This is a genomic window from Proteinivorax tanatarense (assembly GCF_040267685.1).
GTDB classification, from domain to species: Bacteria; Bacillota; Proteinivoracia; order Proteinivoracales; family Proteinivoracaceae; genus Proteinivorax; species Proteinivorax tanatarense.
This window is the reverse complement of the sequence record NZ_CP158367.1, coordinates 3,054,892-3,071,987: the sequence shown is the minus strand read 5'-3', so window position 1 is coordinate 3,071,987 and position 17,096 is coordinate 3,054,892. Positions and strand designations below refer to the sequence as shown.

Sequence of the window (17,096 nt, the reverse complement as noted above, 5' to 3'; positions counted from 1 at the left end):
AAGGAGGGATAAAAGTGCGTAGGGACAGAAGAAAAGGAAGAAAAAAAGTTTGCAGTTTTTGTGCTGATAAAATTGAAACTATAGATTACAAAAATGCAGATAAGCTTCGCAGATATATAACTGAACGTGGTAAAATTTTACCTAGAAGAATATCTGGAACTTGTGCTCCTCATCAGAGGCAGTTAACATCTGCAATTAAAAAAGCAAGAATTATGGCATTATTGCCTTATACAGTAGAATAAGATATAATTTTAAAAGGGGGCAAATAGAAATTTGTCCTCTTTTTATACATAATTTTTAAGGGGGGAATTTAGTGAATAGAGGGGACGAGGGAGTAGGAATTGCTAAAACATTGAAGGTAATAGAAGAGCTTAAGTTAAAAGTTATTCAATCAATGGCAGACATATATACAGCTATACATAACGGAGCAGAGAATCAGATTCAACAAAAGGCAGCTAAAATAATTGTGTATATGTACTCATTAAATAAAAATTCTGGGTATTCATATCGAAGCTTAGATAAGGAAGTTGTTAAACAAGCAGAAATAATGAAACAAGAGGAAAAAGAAGAGTATTTAAACGAGCTAACACAGTATCTTAAAATGAGAGGTGAATAGTTTGGCAAAATTAAATACAAAAAGCCTCGTAGAAGGTGCACTACTTTTAGCTTTGTTTTTAGTTTTGAGTATTTTACCCTTTTTTATACCAGCCCTAATACCTGCTTTAATACTAATACCACTTCCCATTGTAATAATTACTTATAGACAAAGTATAAAGGTTGCTGTAATGGTAGTAGTTTTAAGTTTTTTTGCTTTAACTATAATGCTAGGAAACCCAATTTACCCAACTTTAGTGACTGTTTTGGGTGGTATTCCAGGTATAGTATTGGGATATACAATAAAAAGAAAAAAGGCTGTTACCACTCTTTTAGCAACTACCATATCTTTTGTAGCTGCTATCATACTAGTTCTTAATATATTCGCTTTATTTTTTGATGTAAACCTAGTAGAAGTAACATTAGATAGGCAGCTGTCCGCCTTAGAATCTTTTGGTAGTCTTGTAGAAGGAGTTCTTCCTCAGGTAGAAACAGATCCCACTGATCCAGACATAGAAGATTTTAAAGAAAGAATATACTTAAGTATTCAAATGATTTTTCCAGCTTTGATTGTTATTGTATCAACGGTAGCTGGTTACGTTAACTTGACAGTATCCAAATTAACCTTAGTTCGCTTGGGGTATAAAGTGGAAAGCCTACCTCCTTTTGCAAAATGGCGTTTTGGAGATTGGGTGCTGTGGACTTTTGTAGCTACGCTATTAATAAGTATAGCTCGATTAGGAAATATAGCAGTTTTGCATATTAATGATAATGTTCATCAAATTGTTCTTCTAATGGTTTTAATTCAAGGTTTATCTCTAACATACTGGTACCTTTCTAAATATATAAAATATACCTTTTTAAAGGCTATTATACTAGGGTTAATAGCTTTGCACCCTCTAACTGCTCAGTTTGTGATTATGTTTGGAACATTAGACTTTATAATAAATTTTAGAAGATTATAGGGAGTGAATTTAAATGAAAGTAATTTTGCTTAAAGATGAAAAGAAACTAGGTAAAAAGGGAGAGATCAAAGAAGTTTCAGAAGGTTATGCTCGAAACTTTTTAATTCCTAGAGGATTAGCTAAAGAAGCAAATCAATCAAACTTAAAAGAGCTAAAAGAAACTCAAAAAGTCAAAGAAAAGAAAGCGGAAAAAGAACTTAAAAAAGCTCAACAAACGGCAAAGAAAATAGAAAATCTTAAAATAGAAGTAGCAGTAAAAGCTGGAGAAGGTGGAAGGCTATTTGGCTCTGTTACAACAAAAGATATTGGTAATGAATTGTCCAAAAAAGGAATAAAAATAGATAAACGCAAAGTGGAACTAAACGAGCCAATAAAATCTTTAGGAACTTATAATGTTGACATTAAACTTCATCCTAAAGTAAGCTCAACTTTGCAAGTCAAAATTAAAGAACAGTAAAGGGGTGTTATTGATGGTAAATGAACAAAGGTTGTTAGATGATTTTTTCGAGCTAATAGGAATAGACAGTGAATCAAAAAATGAAGGACAGCTAGCAAAGCACTTGACACAAAAACTTAAAGACCTTGGATTTGAAGTGTATATCGACGATGCTGGGGAAGCTATAGGTGGAGAAACAGGAAACATAATTGCAAGACTAAAAGGTAATGATAAAAATAAACCCAGCATGCTATTTGCTGCTCACATGGATACTGTTTCGCCTGGGAAGGGTGTGAAAGCTTCTGTAAAGGATGGAAAAATTGTATCTGATGGGACAACTATTTTAGGTGCAGATGACAAAGCAGGGATTGCTGCGGTGTTAGAGATGGCAAGGGTTTTGAAAGAAGCCAATGCATGCTTTGGTGACATTGAAGCTATATTTACTATAGCAGAAGAAGGCGGATTGTTTGGAGCTAAAAATTTAGATTATTCTAAAGTGCAGTCAAAGAAAGGGTATATTTTAGATAGTGATGGTAAACCAGGAACTATTGTAAACCAAGGACCCTGTCAGGACAAAATAGCTGTAACAATAAAAGGTATTTCTGCTCATGCTGGTTTAAAACCAGAAGAGGGAATTAGTGCAATTCAGGTAGCTAGTAAAGCAATAAATAATATGAAATTACTTAGAATTGATGAAGATACTACCGCAAATATTGGGGTTATTAAGGGAGGAACAGCAACTAATGTAGTTTGCGATAAGGTGGAAATATTAGCTGAAGCAAGGAGTACCAGTGAAGATAAACTAGATGCTCAAAGCAATCATATGAAAAAATGCTTTGAAGAAGCTGCTAAAGAATACAACACCGAAGCAGATGTTACAATTGAAAGAGTATATCCGGCTTTTAAATTGGAAGAAGATGAGCCAGTTGTTAATCTTGCCAAAGAAAAATCTTCAAAACTAGGCCTATCTCCTAATTTGAAAGCAACAGGTGGCGGAAGTGATACAAACATATTTAATGGAAACGGTATTAGTTGCGTAAATTTAGGCGTAGGTATGAATAAACCCCACACTCTAGAAGAAAATATAGAAGTAAAAGATTTAGTGGATACCACCAAATTAATAATCGAAATTGCTAAAGGATAGTTATATAAATAAAAACACTTTCCAAATGGGGAAAGTGTTTTTATTTACAAAAAGATCAATTTTCATTTAAGGAATAAATTGCTTAAATACAGTTTGTTAATGTTTAGCACTTTGTTAAAATAGAAGGCGATTTTATTTAATTTATCAGCAAAAACAGGAAAAACACGAACATTATTTAAAAAAAAGCACAGTTAGTACGTTGTTTTGTTGACCTTGTCAAAAGGATGTTATAAACTATAAGACGGTTGAAAGATAATTAAGGAGGGTCAATAATTGCAAAACTATGATATTGTAATCGTAGGAGCAGGTCCCGCAGGTATTTTTACTGCTTTAGAAGCTTTAAAAAAAGACGAAAACACAAAGGTGTTGATTGTTGATAAAGGGAGAACAATAGAAGATAGAAAATGTCCACTACGAACTATACAAAAATGTGTACATTGTAAACCATGTGGGATTGTAAATGGTTGGTCAGGGGCGGGAGCATTTAGTGATGGGAAACTGTCTCTATCTCCTGATGTAGGGGGACGGTTAACGGAATATATGAATTATGAAAAAGCCCAAGATTTAATTAATTATGTTGATAATCAATATTTAAGTTTTGGTGCTAATCAAGATGTTTATGGATTAGATGATAAAAAAGTTGAAGATATTAAGTATGATGCGTCAAAGCATAATATAAAGCTGATAGCTAGTCCAGTACGACATTTAGGTACGGAGCGTGGTTATGAAGTTTTAAGAAAATTATACTTACACTTAAGATCATTATCTAATTTTACGTTTATGCAGTTGACGGAAGTTTCTGATATTATTGTAGAAAATGGAGAAGCAAAAGGAGTTATAATAGCAAATAAGGAAATAAAGGAGCAGAGAATAAATGCTAAAAATGTAGTTCTTGCACCTGGAAGAGGAGGGGCAGAGTGGCTTGAAAAATTAATGAAAAAACATGGAATTAAAACCGAGAACAATGAGGTTGATATAGGAGTAAGGGTTGAAGTGCCAAATGCAATAATGGATCATTTAACAAAGCCGCTCTATGAGCCTAAACTTGTTTACTATTCTGATACATTTGAAAACAAAGTTAGGTCATTTTGTGTCAATCCAGGAGGTCATGTATCGGAAGAAAGATACGAAAAGAACCTGGCCGTTGTCAATGGACATAGCTTTTCAGACCCCAAAAATAGAAGTCAAAACACTAATTTTGCCCTATTAGTATCTACCAGATTTACCGAACCCTTTGATCAGCCTATAGAGTATGGTAAGTATATTGCAGAACTTGCTAATATGATTACTGGAAAAGGTATTTTAGTTCAACGGCTGGGTGATCTTCTTAACGGCAGAAGAACAAGTTACCACAGACTTAGCAAGTCAACAACAACCCCTACTTTAAAAAATGCAGTTCCAGGGGATTTAAGCTTTGTTTTGCCACATAGATATCTAACTTCTATTGTGGAAACATTAAAAGCATTTGATAAAATTGCTCCTGGACTTTACTCTAAAAATACGTTACTTTATGGGGTCGAAGTTAAATTTTATTCTTCAAAAGTAAAAGTTGATAATAGCTTTGAAACAAAAATAAAAAGGTTATATGCCATAGGTGATGGGGCAGGAATAACAAGAGGACTTATGCAAGCTTCCGTTACAGGGGTTGTAGTAGCAAGAAAAATAAGCTCATAAAAGGAGTGTTAGCATGCAAACAGTTGTTGTTGTAGGAACACAATGGGGAGATGAAGGAAAGGGAAAGATAACAGATTATATCGCAGAAAGAGCAGACGTAATAGTCCGTTACCAAGGTGGGAATAATGCTGGACATACAATAGTACATGATGGAACAACTTATAAATTGCACTTAATTCCATCCGGTGTTATAAATGGAAATAAACTATGCATTATTGGAAACGGCATGGTTATTGACCCTGAAGCATTGGTGAAAGAAATTAAATATTTACACAACCTTGGTATAAGTACAGAGAACTTAAAAATAAGTGAGTCTGCGCACTTAATACTTCCTTATCATAAGGTCATTGATGCACTTTCTGAGAAAAAAAGAGGCGCTGACAAGATAGGAACTACAAAAAAAGGTATTGGTCCTGCGTATATGGATAAAGCAGCAAGATGCGGTATTAGAATTGTTGATTTGTTAGATCAAGAAGAGTTTAAAGAAAAGTTATATGCAAATGTTGAAGACAAAAATAATCTTATAAAAAAATATTATGGAGAAAAACCCCTAGATGCTGATACTATCTACAATGAGTATGTAAAATACTCACATCAAATTAAAAACTACGTTGCTAACACCTCTGTTTTGCTAGAGGAAGCAATGGACTTAAATAAAAAGGTTATATTTGAAGGGGCACAAGGAACTCTTTTAGATTTAGACCATGGAACTTACCCTTATGTAACAGCTTCAAATCCTGTGGCTGGAGGAGTTTGCATAGGTGCAGGTGTTGGACCATCAAAAGTGAATAAGGTTCTAGGGGTAGTTAAAGCTTACTCAACGAGAGTGGGTGATGGCCCTTTTCCAACTGAAATAGAAGGGGAAACTGCCGATCGGATTAGAGAAATAGGCAAGGAATACGGGACCACAACAGGAAGACCGCGGAGAATAGGGTGGATAGATGCCGTTATTTTAAAGCATGCTAAAAGAGTAAGTGGGTTAGATTATATGGCTATAACCTTACTTGATGTGCTAAGCGGGCTGGATACAATTAAAATATGTACTGGATATACTATTGACGGAAAAGAAGTTTCTCACTTTCCTGCTAGCATAAAGCAACTAAAAAAATGCAAACCAGTTTATAAAGAAGTAAAAGGATGGAAGGAAGATATAACAAAGATTAAATCTTTTAATGACCTTCCCAAAGAAGCTAAAGAATTTATAAAGGAACTAGAAAAAGAAGTGGGAATAAAAGCTGCCATGATTTCAGTTGGTCCCAAAAGACAGCAAACAAAAGAATTAATAGAGCTAATATAAATTAAAGCAGGGTTGTGGCCCTGCTTTAATTTATAGCAAAAAGGAAATGCAAAAATTTATATTGACAACGATAATAAACCATAGTAATATATATATTGTTGTAAGCGAGCCATTAGCTCAGTCGGTAGAGCACCTGACTTTTAATCAGGGTGTCCCGTGTTCGAATCGCGGATGGCTCACCATTTAGGCCCCTTGGTCAAGTGGTTAAGACACCGCCCTTTCACGGCGGTAACAGGGGTTCGAATCCCCTAGGGGTCACCACTAATGGAGCTGTGGTGTAGTGGTTAACATGCCTGCCTGTCACGCAGGAGATCGCGGGTTCGACTCCCGTCAGCTCCGCCATTTTGCCTCGGTAGCTCAGTCGGTAGAGCAGAGGACTGAAAATCCTCGTGTCGGCAGTTCGATTCTGCCCTGAGGCACCACAAAAAAATAAACACCGAAAGGTGTTTTTTTTATTCTATTTTTTCATTTTAACGCATAATCATAAACAAGAGTTTTACTAAAATAATTATGGTAGGTTATAAAATGATAGCCAATACACTATATTTCATCTTAGCGTTGTTATTGTTTATGATTTCATTAAAACTTTTTTCAGGTAACTGTAAAAAAGTGCTTCCCTTTGATTTACAGGGTAAAATTGCTGGGGAAAAGGAATCAATCCTTAGAGTGTCTTTAATTGCTATGATTCTTACTGCAATAGTGCAAAGTAGCAGTTTGGTAATAGTTGTTGTATTTAGTCTTGTTCAAAGTAATATAATGTCAGAAAAAAACGGACTTGCAGCTGTGCTGGGGACAGAGGTAGGGACAACAGCTACAGGGCAAATAATAAGCATACCATGGGGTAACATACTCCCTTTTTTATTACCCTTATTATTGGTTTTGTTGTTGCCGAAATTTAGAAAATTAATTTTAACTGTGTTTTTTTTGGGAATGCTAATTTTATCTCTTAAGTTAATGACTATACCATTTTCTAACTTACATACTACAAGTAGTTATTATAAGCTAATAAATTTAGTTAACCAACTTCCAGCTATAGGAGTCTTTGTAGGAGCTGTATTTACCGCTTTTGTACAAAGTAGTAGCGCATTGACAGGCTTAACAATAAGTCTTGGGAGAGCAGGAGTTATTAACTTAAAAAGCGCTATTGCCTTAGTCTTAGGTGGTAATATCGGAACTTGCGTTACCGGACTAGTGGCAGCTACAACTGTGACAAAAAAAGCTAGAGGAATAATAATAGGCCAGATATTGTTTAATGTTATAGGGGTAATTTTAGCACTGATGTTTTTGGATTTATTAACTGAGTTTGTGGAATATGTAACGATTTCTCCATCAATAGAAAGGCAGATAGCAAATGCTCATACTATTTTTAACTTAGTTTCTTATGGTTTTATAATGGTGGTTTTTAATCCTTTTTACGCTATAACTAAAAAAATTAATAATAAAATTTTAAAATAAAAAAAGGGATTTATACTAGGAATGTAGAATAAGTCACAAGGTTTTTGTGTGTGGTCAAAGGACCACTCAGTAATGAAAGGAGGGACTGGTTTTTGGAACAACAAAAAACACCCACCTATACGAATCAGGTAAAGCTTGGCATCGTAGCATTATTAGTAATTTCGTTAGTTCTAATTATGGGTATTAAAGTTTATGATTACTATCAACCTGGCTACGTCTATGTCGTAAGTATAGAAGAAGAACAGGTGGGAATGATTCGTGAAAAGGATGAACTAGTAAAAATAATAAATCATTTAAATGATATTGAAAGCAATAAAATGGGGTTTGACGTTGCAATAGAACAAGATTTTAGCACAGAAAGGACCTTTGCATGGAATCCTGATGTGCATCCTGCTCAATTGCAACAACAGATAAGCAGCTTGGCTTCATATGAGGCTGCTGGCACCATAGTCAAGGTTGATGGTGAGCCAGTTGTACTTGTAGAAAGCAGAGATGTTGCAGAGCAAATTTTAGAGGAAGTAACACAGTTTTATATTGAGGAAATACAAGGGGAGCTTGTAGCAGATCCAGAAATTGTTTCGGATATTGAATTTGATAGCATTGTTGCAGACCCTAAAGATATTATGGATTATGAAACAGCAAAAGCAACTTTGGTTCAAGGAACAGAAAGAGAGGAGACCTATACTGTATCAAGGGGAGATAGTCTATGGTCCATTGCTGAAGAAGCAGATATGGATGTAGAAGAACTAGAAAAAGCAAACCCTGACATGGATCCAGAAATGATAAAGTTAGGTCAAGAAATTAGCTTAGTAGTTGCAGAGCCAGCTTTAGAAGTTGCTCACCAGGAAAAAGTTGTACGCGAAGAAACTATAGAATATTCTACAGAAACAAAAGAAACCTCAGACCTTTTGAGAGGACAAACTAGGGTTGCTACTTCAGGAAAAAATGGAATAAAGGAAAACACATATATAATAAAAAGAGTAAATGGAAAGATAGTTGAGGAAGAGAAAGTTGAATCAGAAGTTGTTAAAGAGCCAGTTACTAGAGTTGTGGAGAGGGGAACATCTAGTGCTTCTTCAAATGCACCTGCTAGCTCTGGAGACTTTTTGTGGCCTATATCTAGCGGAGGACGAATAACTTCAAGATTTGGGCCGAGAGGCGGAGGCTTCCACAATGGAGTGGATATAGCAGCTTCTCCCGGAACACCAATAGTAGCAGCTGAATCCGGTAGAGTGGTAACTTCAACTTACCATGGGTCCTATGGCAACCATGTTGTAATAGATCATGGAAATGGATACAAAACCCTTTATGCACACAATAGCAGAAATGCAGTAAGTGTGGGAGATACAGTTAGCAGAGGCCAAACTATTGGATATGTTGGTACAACAGGTAGGACAACTGGTCCCCACGTACACTTTGAGATTCACCGAAATGGGCAAAGAATTAACCCTTTGAACTATTTTAACTAGTAAATATTAAAATCTGTGGCGAAAGCCACAGATTTTTTTGTTTTCTATAAAGACTTTATTGTTCGACTATGTTAGAATATAAAATTGAGGAAGTATATTTAAATCATTAGGAAATTAATGATATAATAGACGTGTTATGTAAACTAAGTGCAACATATGAGGAGAGGGGGAAAATATGGGTTTTTTCCTAAAAATCAAAAATAATAAAATTCTTTTGCCTACTATTATGTTGACTTTATTTTTGGTTATAGTAAGTATAAATTCTGTTAATTTTTCGAATAAACATGTCAAAAATGCAACAGCTGTTTACCATAGAAATGTAGCTTATAGAAATTGGGTTTCTGTTAACGGAAAGCATGTTGACGTAAGGTACAAGAAAGCTGATCAAAAACATGCAGAGTTTATAAAAAAATTAGGAGATGACTTGTATCTGCACCTTAAAGAAAGGTACTCTTATACCCCAACAATTAACCCACTTATAGTTATATACCCAAGTCAGCAAGAAATGCTTCAAAATTTGGGCTGGGAAAATGATAAGTATGCTTCAGGGGTATACCAATCAGGAACAATAAGGCTGTTATCACCTACTCAGTGGTACAATGGTGATAACAGTGACGATATTCATCTTTTTTATAAAGAAAATGGTCCGTTATTACACGAGCTAACCCATCACTTTGTAGATGAAATGACAGGGGGGAATTATCCCACATGGTATACAGAGGCATTAGCACAACTAGAAGAATATAAGAAATACCAAATTCAATGGATAGATGAGGATAATAGCAATCCTAATGAATTATTTGCCTTTAAAAGATTAAACAACAATTTTTATGGAATTGAAAACCAGGCTTTAGCATATAGGCAGTCCTTAATTATTGCAATCTTTATGGAGGAAAAGTTTGGACATAATATTCATAAACAATTGTTAATGGAAATGGATGTAAATACTTCTTTTGAACAAGCCATGAAAAAACTAACAGGAACTGATAAAAAACAGCTTGAAAAACACTGGGAAACTTGGATTAAAAACAATAAAAGTAAATATTTTGGGAAAATTTAAAGGAGGATTCGATATGTCAAAAATTTTAGTAGTTGATGATGAAAAGCCTATTGCTGACATAATTAGCTATAACTTAAAAAATGAAGGTTTTGAAATAGTTGTAAGCAATGATGGAGAGGATGCAGTTAAAAAAGCCTATGTAGAAAAGCCGGACCTAATTTTATTGGACGTTATGTTACCTAAAATTGATGGTTTTGAGGTTTGCAGAAGGATAAGGGAGTTTAGCAACTGTCCTGTGATTATGTTGTCGGCTAAAGAAGAGGAAGTAGACAAGATTACAGGTTTAGAAAAGGGAGCAGATGATTATGTGACTAAGCCTTTTGGTCATAAAGAATTGTTAGCTCGCATAAATGCCCATCTGCGCAGATTTTCAACGATGGGAGGAGAGCAAAAGGAACTTAAAGAAGAAAACCAAGGTTTAGAAATTAACCATGAAAATTATGAAGTAAAAAGAGATGGGGAAATTATAGATCTAACTCAAAGAGAATTTGATTTACTACTTTTTCTTATTAATAATAAAGGAAAGGTATACTCAAGAGCCCAGTTACTAGAGTTAGTTTGGGGTTTTGATTATCATGGAGATGTAAGAACTGTTGATGTTACAGTTAGAAGGTTAAGGGAAAAGGTAGAACCCAATCCTGGTTCTCCAACCTATATTTTGACAAAGAGAGGGTTTGGTTACTACTTTAGGAGGAGTTAACCTTGATAAAGAATATTCAATGGAAGCTGATAATCATCTATATTTTACTGATTTTATTTGCATTTCAAATTTTAGGCGTTTTTTTAACCCAGTCAATTGAAACTTATTATATGGATGATTTTAAACAGGGAGTGAGATCACAGGTTCAGCTACTAGGTAGTTTCATTGGTCGGCATTTATGGGAAGGTTCAGACCTAGAAACTATAAATCAGTTAGTTGCTGAATTTAGTCAAAGCTTCCATATGGCTGAAGTTTACATTCTTGACACAGAAGGTGTTGTAATAAGTGCATCTTCTGGGCAGGAAAGGAATATAGGTAGTAGAGTTTCTGGACATGAAGCAACAAGAGCGATACTTGGAACCGCTGACGAAGTTATTAGAGCTAACCCTGAAACAGGTGTAAGGAACTTTTTTTATGCTTGGCCGGTAGAATATAATAACGAACAAGTGGGAGCAATTTATGTAATTTCTTCCTTAGAAAGCACTGATTATACCATTAGTACAGTAAAAAATTTTTTGATAACGGGAACTTTATTTACAGTATTACTAACTGTTTTTTTGGGTTTTTTTATTGCTAAAACTATTTCAAAACCTATTGAAGATATATCTAACAAAGCAGAACAAATGGCCAAGGGAAATTATGGAGTAAAAATTGATGTAAAATCAGAAGATGAGATTGGCCAACTTGCAAGAAAGTTTAACAACTTAGCCAGTAGGTTACGTCATACCATAGGCGAGCTTTCCTCCCAAAAGAGAAAGATGGAGTTTATTTTACAAAATCTTACAGATGGTGTGTTAGCATACAACGTAAAAGGGGAATTAATTCATAAAAATCCTTTAGCTGACAAGCTGTTATCAAGTCATAGCATGGATTCAGTTTTTGAATCAAGAGAAACTTTTGAACAACAGGTAAAGTCTCAAGAAATAAGTACAAAAATGAAAAAAGATAAAGAGAAAGTTTTACTTTTTAACTATGTACCCTTTAAAAGCGAAGAAAACAATGAATCTGGTGTAATTGTCGTTATAAATGATATAACTGAAAGAGAAAATTTAGAGAGTTTAAGACGGGAGTTTGTCGCCAACGTTTCCCATGAATTAAGAACCCCTCTAACTAGTGTAAAAAGTTATGTAGAAGCTCTTTTAAATGGCGGGCTTGAAGATAAAGAAGTAAGTCAAAATTTTCTAAAAGTAATAGAAGAAGAAACAGACCGTATGGTTAGGCTAGTTAAGGATTTGCTTATGAGTTCTAGGCTAGATTTTCAAAAAGAAAATTGGCAGTTACAAAATATTGATGTAAATGATCTAATTGAAAACACGTTAAACAAGTTAGAAGTACAAGTTAAAGAGAAAGACCATGAGATAGTTTTTTATCCAAACAAAAACCTACCGGAAATCCAGGGTGATTGGGATAAGTTACAACAAGTTATAATAAATATTGTATCTAACTCTATAAAGTACGCGCCTAACGAGAGCACAGTTTCAGTTAAAGCTACGGTGGATAGCAAAAGTAGCATCCTTATTTCTATAGAAGATAATGGATTTGGTATTCCTAAAGATGACTTGCCTAGAATTTTTGAAAGGTTTTACAGAGTTGATAAAGCAAGGTCAAGACATTTAGGTGGTACCGGACTCGGTCTGGCTATATCAAAACAAATTATAGAAGGACATGGTGGTAAAATAACAGTTGAAAGTGAAGAAGGTAAAGGAACAAAATTCCAAATAACATTGCCCATATTAAACCATAAAATAAGGGGGCAGCAAAGTGAGTAGAGAGGCGTTGAAATCATACTTGCTAGTTTTGATGGTTGGACTTAGTTTAGTATTATCCGGTTATTTGGTGCTAGGGACTACCAACGTTTATCCTCCAATAGAAACAAGTTTTGAGAATGTCTATGTTGGTAGGGTTCCTGACATGAATGACTTGATAATTCCATGGCAAACGGTAATTACTAGCCCTGAAGAAGATAGGTTTTTAACTCCAAATGATTCATATTACTTTCTTGTGCAAAATTTACTAGATAGCCTTTCTTTTGAAGGATATAGAATAAATTGGGTTATGGATAAATTGGAATTAGAAGAATTAAATAAAGAGGGTGTTTTTTTAAATTATGGCCATGGGGAAGACAGAGTAGACATTAACTTAGCGTCTAATTCACTGGACACAGATTTTTTACCTTATCCAGAAATCCATGCTATACATTTTAATGCCGAGGATAACCGAGTAACTGTTTTTAATTATGAGTTAAATACTATGTGGAGTCAAAGGGCTAGCTTTGATGTAAGTTATATAGAGCAGTTAGTTGATGAAAGTATACGGCAAGATACAACTGTAGGCTCTCCATTGCCTTTGGACAGAGCTGATGGAATTGTATTTGTGCCTACAGAACGCCAAGAAATGTTAGAGCTGAGAGTTTCAACTAAAGAAACCGATTCATATGCTTTAAAAAAGTCCTTCTTTCCGACCTTAACAGCCAGAGAAATACAAGAAAAAGATGGAAGCACAATAATTACTGATGGCATATCGGGCTTAAGAATTTATCCTGATAATGTGTATGAATATACCTCTGCCAAAGAAGTGGCGGGGCCTGTATACCTACCCGCTGATCAAAATTTAGAAAACGCTGTGGATTTTGTAGCCAAACATGGTGGCTGGCCTTCAAGAAACAGTTTTTTACGGAGAGTAAATAAAATAGACCCATATTATTCACAAGTTAGTTTTGAATTTTCTTATTATGAATATGGTTATCCTATTGTAGCTGAGCAATCAAGTATAGAGATAACTTTACAAGGTGGAGAAGTAACTCGGTACTACAGAAATACTGTAAGCCCTATAAACCTGAAATTTGACTCTGTTAATCGAAATATTATTAACTATTTATTTGCTTTAAACATTGCTGAAAAAGAAGAAATAGGAAAGGTTAGAAAGATGTATCTGGCTTATTATCTAGAAAGTGAAAATAATGATGCTTTAGAGCCAGTTTGGGTAATAAAAGGACAAAATAAAAATATATATATACAAGGTTATACCGGTGACATAATTGAGGTCGCTCCTGCTCAAGGAGGTGATCATTAATGGATTGGTCTAAGACTAAGTCCATTTTTATAATTGTGTTTTTGATCCTGAATATTTTCTTACTAAGTCAGATAGCCATCCATTCACCTGGCTCAGGATTTTCTATTACTAATGAAGAGATAGAAAAAGTTAAAGAGTTTTTGAGTAATTTAGGTGTTGAAGTTGATACAGAAATACCGGAAAACGTAGAATATAAGAATTTCCTTGATGTAAGAGGAGAGTCTGTTAATCAAAGTGATATACAACAACAGTTTTTTAGCGAAGAAGATGATGTACAAATAAGTAATTACTCAGAACAATATATTGAATTTCTAAGTGAAACAGGAAGAGTAATAAAGAAGGAAAATGGTAGAATAGTATATGAAGCACTAGGATTTCGTCCTACTGCTGGAGCATCATTCACTGAAAGAGAAGCAATTAAAGCATCTGAAGAGTTTCATAAGCAGGGTTTAAATCTACCAGAAGATGCTAGGCTTACTTCAGTAAAGGAAATTAATAGAAATAGATATAGAATTGAATATCATCAAGTATTCAGAAGGCAAAGAGTTGACACTTCTTATATTACAATGATTGTAGGTCCATCTGGGGTGGAAAGTTACGAAAAATATTGGGTTGAGCCCATAGATTATAGTGGTGGTGAGTATCTAGTAATTCCATCTACTGGTGCTTTAATAAGACTAATGGACTATATAGATGTAAGTGAAGCTGTTGTTAATGATATAACCTTATCATATTACAGTGCGCCTATAAGTGCTGGTCAATGGCAAGTAGCTCCTGTTTGGGCTATTAAACTAGAGAATATAGGAACGGTCTTCTTAAATGCTTATACAGGTGAGCTTGAAGGTATACGAAAATATTAAAATAGATTTATTGTAGTTTAATTGGTTGAAAGTTTCCGTTTTTACAATTATTGAGGAAATACAAACCATTAAAGAACCAAGTTTTTAACTAATAATCAGCGGTGGAGGTAAAACTCCCCATTGGTTTAAGTCTCACTTTATTATGAGTTTGTAACAAAAAAAGGATTATTTTTAAATTTGTTGAAATATTATATATTGCTTACTTTAAGGAGGATTTAGTAGAGTGGAAAAATTGCTGGTGAGGGGCGGAAATAAATTAGTTGGAGAAGTAAAGATTAGCGGTGCTAAAAATGCAGCCGTTGCTATATTACCTGCTACGTTAATTGCAGGAGAACCTTGTACAATAGAAAATTTACCGGATATTAGTGATGTAAAAATATTGATTGAAATGCTTGAAGAGCTTGGCGCCAAGGTAGTGGTGCACGATGCAAACACAATAACTGTTGATCCTAGAGAAGCGAATAGTTTTCATGCACCCCATGGGTTAGTAAAAAAGTTTAGAGCTTCTTATTACCTGATGGGAGCGTTTTTGTCTAGGTTTAAAAAAGCTAAAGTAGCACTTCCTGGTGGGTGTAAAATTGGCCCTAGGCCGATCGATCAACATTTAAAGGGATTTGAAGCTTTAGGTGCACAAGTTAATGTGGATTCTGGTGAAGTAGAACTGAACTCTGCGAAAATATGCGGCGGTCATGTGTATATGGATATTGTATCAGTAGGAGCTACAATAAACACTATGCTTGCTGCTGCATGCTGCACAAACTTAACAGTCATTGAAAACGTTGCAAAAGAACCAGAGGTAGTCGACGTTGCTAACTTTCTCTCAGCTTTAGGTGTTTCTGTTAGAGGAGCAGGCACAGATATTATCCGAATTGAGGGTAAAGAAAAGCTAGGAGGGTGTGTTCATAGCGTTATTCCCGATCGTATAGAAGCAGGAACGTATATGGTAGCAGCTGCTGCAACCAGAGGTGATGTAACTATAACTGATGTTATACCAAAACACTTAGATCCTATTACAGCAAAATTAAGAGAATCAGGTGCAACAGTGGAAGAAGGAGATGACTTTGTAAGGGTCCGTTGCAATGGAAATGTAATTAAAGGTACAGATATCAAAACATTTCCTTATCCAGGATATCCAACTGACCTTCAGCAACCTATGATGTCTTACCTTACCTGCATTGAAGGTACGGCAACAGTTACTGAAAATATATTTGAAAATCGCTTTCAACATGTAGATGAACTTATTAGAATGGGTGCAGATATATATGTTGAAGGTAGGATGGCGGTGGTAAAAGGAGTTGAAACTTTAAAAGGGGCAGAAGTTAAAGCTACTGACCTTCGAGCAGGCTCAGCTCTTATCATTGCAGGTATGATGGCAGAAGGAAAAACGAAAATCTCAGGGGTTGAACATGTCAAACGAGGCTATGAAAACATAGATCAAAAATTGAATTCGTTGGGGGCAGACATCAAATTTATCAAAGAATAAGGGCATTATTTATGCCCTTTTTCTTTACCAAAAAAAATAGATATAATATAATATAAGTATTAAACAATAGGACGGAGAGGACATAATGGAACTTTTTACGGTGGGAAGTGGAAGTAGTGGAAACTGTACCTGCTTTAGATACAAAAATACTCAATTTATAATAGATGCTGGATTAAGCGGAAAAAAAATTCAACAAGGCTTGGCTGAGTTTCAAGTAGATCCAAAACAACTGGAAGGAATATTAGTAAGTCATGAGCATAACGACCACATTCTGGGAGTAGGGGTGTTAGCCCGAAGGTTTAATTTGCCGATATATATAACAGAAAAAACCTTTCAAAGTTGCAAAGAAAAGTTAGGGAAATTGGAGAATAATCAAGTTAATTTTTTCCAACCCAAAGATAAATTTTCTTTAGGAGATGTAAAGATAGAACCATTTTCCACTTATCATGATGCTGTAGAACCGGTGGGGTTTAATATTTACTCTAACAGTAATAAAACTAGTGTTTTAACAGATACCGGCATGGTAGATGAAAAAATGATGGAATATATTTATGATTGCAATACCGTTATAATGGAATCCAATCACGATGAAAAAATGGTGGAAGCTAGCCGCTATCCATGGTCATTGAAAAAAAGAATATTAGGGGATAAGGGTCATTTATCTAATAAAGCTGCAGGAAATATTCTTATTAAGTTGCTTAAGGGTAATACTAAAAAAGTGTTACTGGGGCATCTTAGCCAAGAAAATAATTTTCCACAGCTTGCTCAAATCACTGTAGAGAATATTTTAAAGGAGAAAAGAGAGCAAATTAATGATAATTATACTTTAGAAGTGTTACCTAGGGGGCGAGTGTCTCCTATATATAGATAGATTTTAACTATAACTT

The 17,096-nt window shown here is 34.8% G+C and carries 16 protein-coding genes and 4 tRNA genes; all 20 read left to right on the top strand.

What is annotated here, in order from left to right:
• Positions 1-14 precede the first annotated feature (14 nt).
• Entirely contained in the window at positions 15-242 is a 228-nt protein-coding gene (gene rpsR, locus PRVXT_RS14900) for a 30S ribosomal protein S18 (protein ID WP_350343650.1), read from the top strand.
• Positions 243-313: 71 nt separating this feature from the next.
• The gene (locus PRVXT_RS14895) at positions 314-616 is read left to right on the top strand and encodes a MazG-like family protein (protein ID WP_350343649.1); all 303 of its coding nucleotides are present in this window, start codon (positions 314-316) and stop codon (positions 614-616) included.
• A gap of 1 nt (position 617) precedes the next feature.
• On the top strand, positions 618-1,559 hold the full coding sequence (locus PRVXT_RS14890; protein ID WP_350343648.1) for a DUF2232 domain-containing protein: 942 nt from the start codon (positions 618-620) through the stop codon (positions 1,557-1,559).
• A gap of 13 nt (positions 1,560-1,572) precedes the next feature.
• The gene (gene rplI, locus PRVXT_RS14885) at positions 1,573-2,016 is read left to right on the top strand and encodes a 50S ribosomal protein L9 (protein WP_350343647.1); all 444 of its coding nucleotides are present in this window, start codon (positions 1,573-1,575) and stop codon (positions 2,014-2,016) included.
• Positions 2,017-2,029: 13 nt separating this feature from the next.
• The gene (locus tag PRVXT_RS14880; protein ID WP_350343646.1) at positions 2,030-3,139 is read left to right on the top strand and encodes a M20/M25/M40 family metallo-hydrolase; all 1,110 of its coding nucleotides are present in this window, start codon (positions 2,030-2,032) and stop codon (positions 3,137-3,139) included.
• 273 nt (positions 3,140-3,412) lie between these two features.
• A complete protein-coding gene (locus PRVXT_RS14875; RefSeq protein WP_350343645.1) occupies positions 3,413-4,813 on the top strand; it encodes an NAD(P)/FAD-dependent oxidoreductase in 1,401 nt (466 codons plus the stop codon).
• A 13-nt stretch (positions 4,814-4,826) separates the two neighbouring features.
• Positions 4,827-6,110 (top strand): adenylosuccinate synthase, encoded by a 1,284-nt coding sequence (locus PRVXT_RS14870; protein WP_350343644.1) that lies wholly within the window; start codon positions 4,827-4,829, stop codon positions 6,108-6,110.
• Between the two features lie 106 nt (positions 6,111-6,216).
• Positions 6,217-6,292, top strand: a tRNA-Lys gene (locus PRVXT_RS14865).
• Positions 6,293-6,296: 4 nt separating this feature from the next.
• Positions 6,297-6,371, top strand: a tRNA-Glu gene (locus PRVXT_RS14860).
• Between the two features lie 5 nt (positions 6,372-6,376).
• Positions 6,377-6,452 (top strand) — tRNA-Asp (locus PRVXT_RS14855).
• A gap of 4 nt (positions 6,453-6,456) precedes the next feature.
• Positions 6,457-6,532, top strand: a tRNA-Phe gene (locus tag PRVXT_RS14850).
• 88 nt (positions 6,533-6,620) lie between these two features.
• A complete protein-coding gene (locus PRVXT_RS14845; protein ID WP_350343643.1) occupies positions 6,621-7,565 on the top strand; it encodes a Na/Pi symporter in 945 nt (314 codons plus the stop codon).
• Between the two features lie 92 nt (positions 7,566-7,657).
• On the top strand, positions 7,658-9,034 hold the full coding sequence (locus PRVXT_RS14840) for a peptidoglycan DD-metalloendopeptidase family protein (RefSeq protein ID WP_350343642.1): 1,377 nt from the start codon (positions 7,658-7,660) through the stop codon (positions 9,032-9,034).
• Positions 9,035-9,209: 175 nt separating this feature from the next.
• Positions 9,210-10,094 (top strand): peptidase MA family metallohydrolase, encoded by an 885-nt coding sequence (locus tag PRVXT_RS14835; protein ID WP_350343641.1) that lies wholly within the window; start codon positions 9,210-9,212, stop codon positions 10,092-10,094.
• 13 nt (positions 10,095-10,107) lie between these two features.
• Positions 10,108-10,794, top strand: a complete 687-nt coding sequence (locus PRVXT_RS14830) for a response regulator (protein WP_350343640.1) — start codon at positions 10,108-10,110, stop codon at positions 10,792-10,794.
• Positions 10,795-10,904: 110 nt separating this feature from the next.
• Positions 10,905-12,563 carry an ATP-binding protein gene (locus tag PRVXT_RS14825; RefSeq protein WP_434064321.1) on the top strand — a complete coding sequence of 553 codons (1,659 nt, stop codon included), beginning with the start codon at positions 10,905-10,907 and terminating at the stop codon, positions 12,561-12,563.
• Positions 12,556-13,866, top strand: coding sequence for a two-component system activity regulator YycH (yycH, locus tag PRVXT_RS14820; RefSeq protein ID WP_350343638.1), 1,311 nt, complete (start codon positions 12,556-12,558; stop codon positions 13,864-13,866). The genes PRVXT_RS14825 and yycH overlap by 8 nt, the downstream gene beginning before the upstream one ends.
• Complete coding sequence (gene yycI / locus PRVXT_RS14815; RefSeq protein WP_350343637.1) at positions 13,866-14,726, top strand: two-component system regulatory protein YycI; 861 nt, start codon at positions 13,866-13,868, stop codon at positions 14,724-14,726. The genes yycH and yycI overlap by 1 nt, the downstream gene beginning before the upstream one ends.
• A gap of 223 nt (positions 14,727-14,949) precedes the next feature.
• A complete protein-coding gene (locus PRVXT_RS14810; protein WP_350343636.1) occupies positions 14,950-16,209 on the top strand; it encodes a UDP-N-acetylglucosamine 1-carboxyvinyltransferase in 1,260 nt (419 codons plus the stop codon).
• An 85-nt stretch (positions 16,210-16,294) separates the two neighbouring features.
• A complete protein-coding gene (locus PRVXT_RS14805; RefSeq protein ID WP_350343635.1) occupies positions 16,295-17,080 on the top strand; it encodes an MBL fold metallo-hydrolase in 786 nt (261 codons plus the stop codon).
• Positions 17,081-17,096 lie beyond the last annotated feature (16 nt).

What these genes read in the sequence shown, in the direction of transcription:
- rplI (WP_350343647.1), top strand. Translation starts at nt 1,573, where the DNA reads ATGAAAGTAATTTTGCTTAAAGATGAAAAGAAACTAGGTAAAAAGGGA.
- PRVXT_RS14880 (WP_350343646.1), top strand. Translation starts at nt 2,030, where the DNA reads ATGGTAAATGAACAAAGGTTGTTAGATGATTTTTTCGAGCTAATAGGA.
- PRVXT_RS14870 (WP_350343644.1), top strand. Translation starts at nt 4,827, where the DNA reads ATGCAAACAGTTGTTGTTGTAGGAACACAATGGGGAGATGAAGGAAAG.
- PRVXT_RS14845 (WP_350343643.1), top strand. Translation starts at nt 6,621, where the DNA reads ATGGTAGGTTATAAAATGATAGCCAATACACTATATTTCATCTTAGCG.
- PRVXT_RS14835 (WP_350343641.1), top strand. Translation starts at nt 9,210, where the DNA reads ATGGGTTTTTTCCTAAAAATCAAAAATAATAAAATTCTTTTGCCTACT.
- PRVXT_RS14830 (WP_350343640.1), top strand. Translation starts at nt 10,108, where the DNA reads ATGTCAAAAATTTTAGTAGTTGATGATGAAAAGCCTATTGCTGACATA.
- PRVXT_RS14825 (WP_434064321.1), top strand. Translation starts at nt 10,905, where the DNA reads ATGGATGATTTTAAACAGGGAGTGAGATCACAGGTTCAGCTACTAGGT.
- yycI (WP_350343637.1), top strand. Translation starts at nt 13,866, where the DNA reads ATGGATTGGTCTAAGACTAAGTCCATTTTTATAATTGTGTTTTTGATC.
- PRVXT_RS14805 (WP_350343635.1), top strand. Translation starts at nt 16,295, where the DNA reads ATGGAACTTTTTACGGTGGGAAGTGGAAGTAGTGGAAACTGTACCTGC.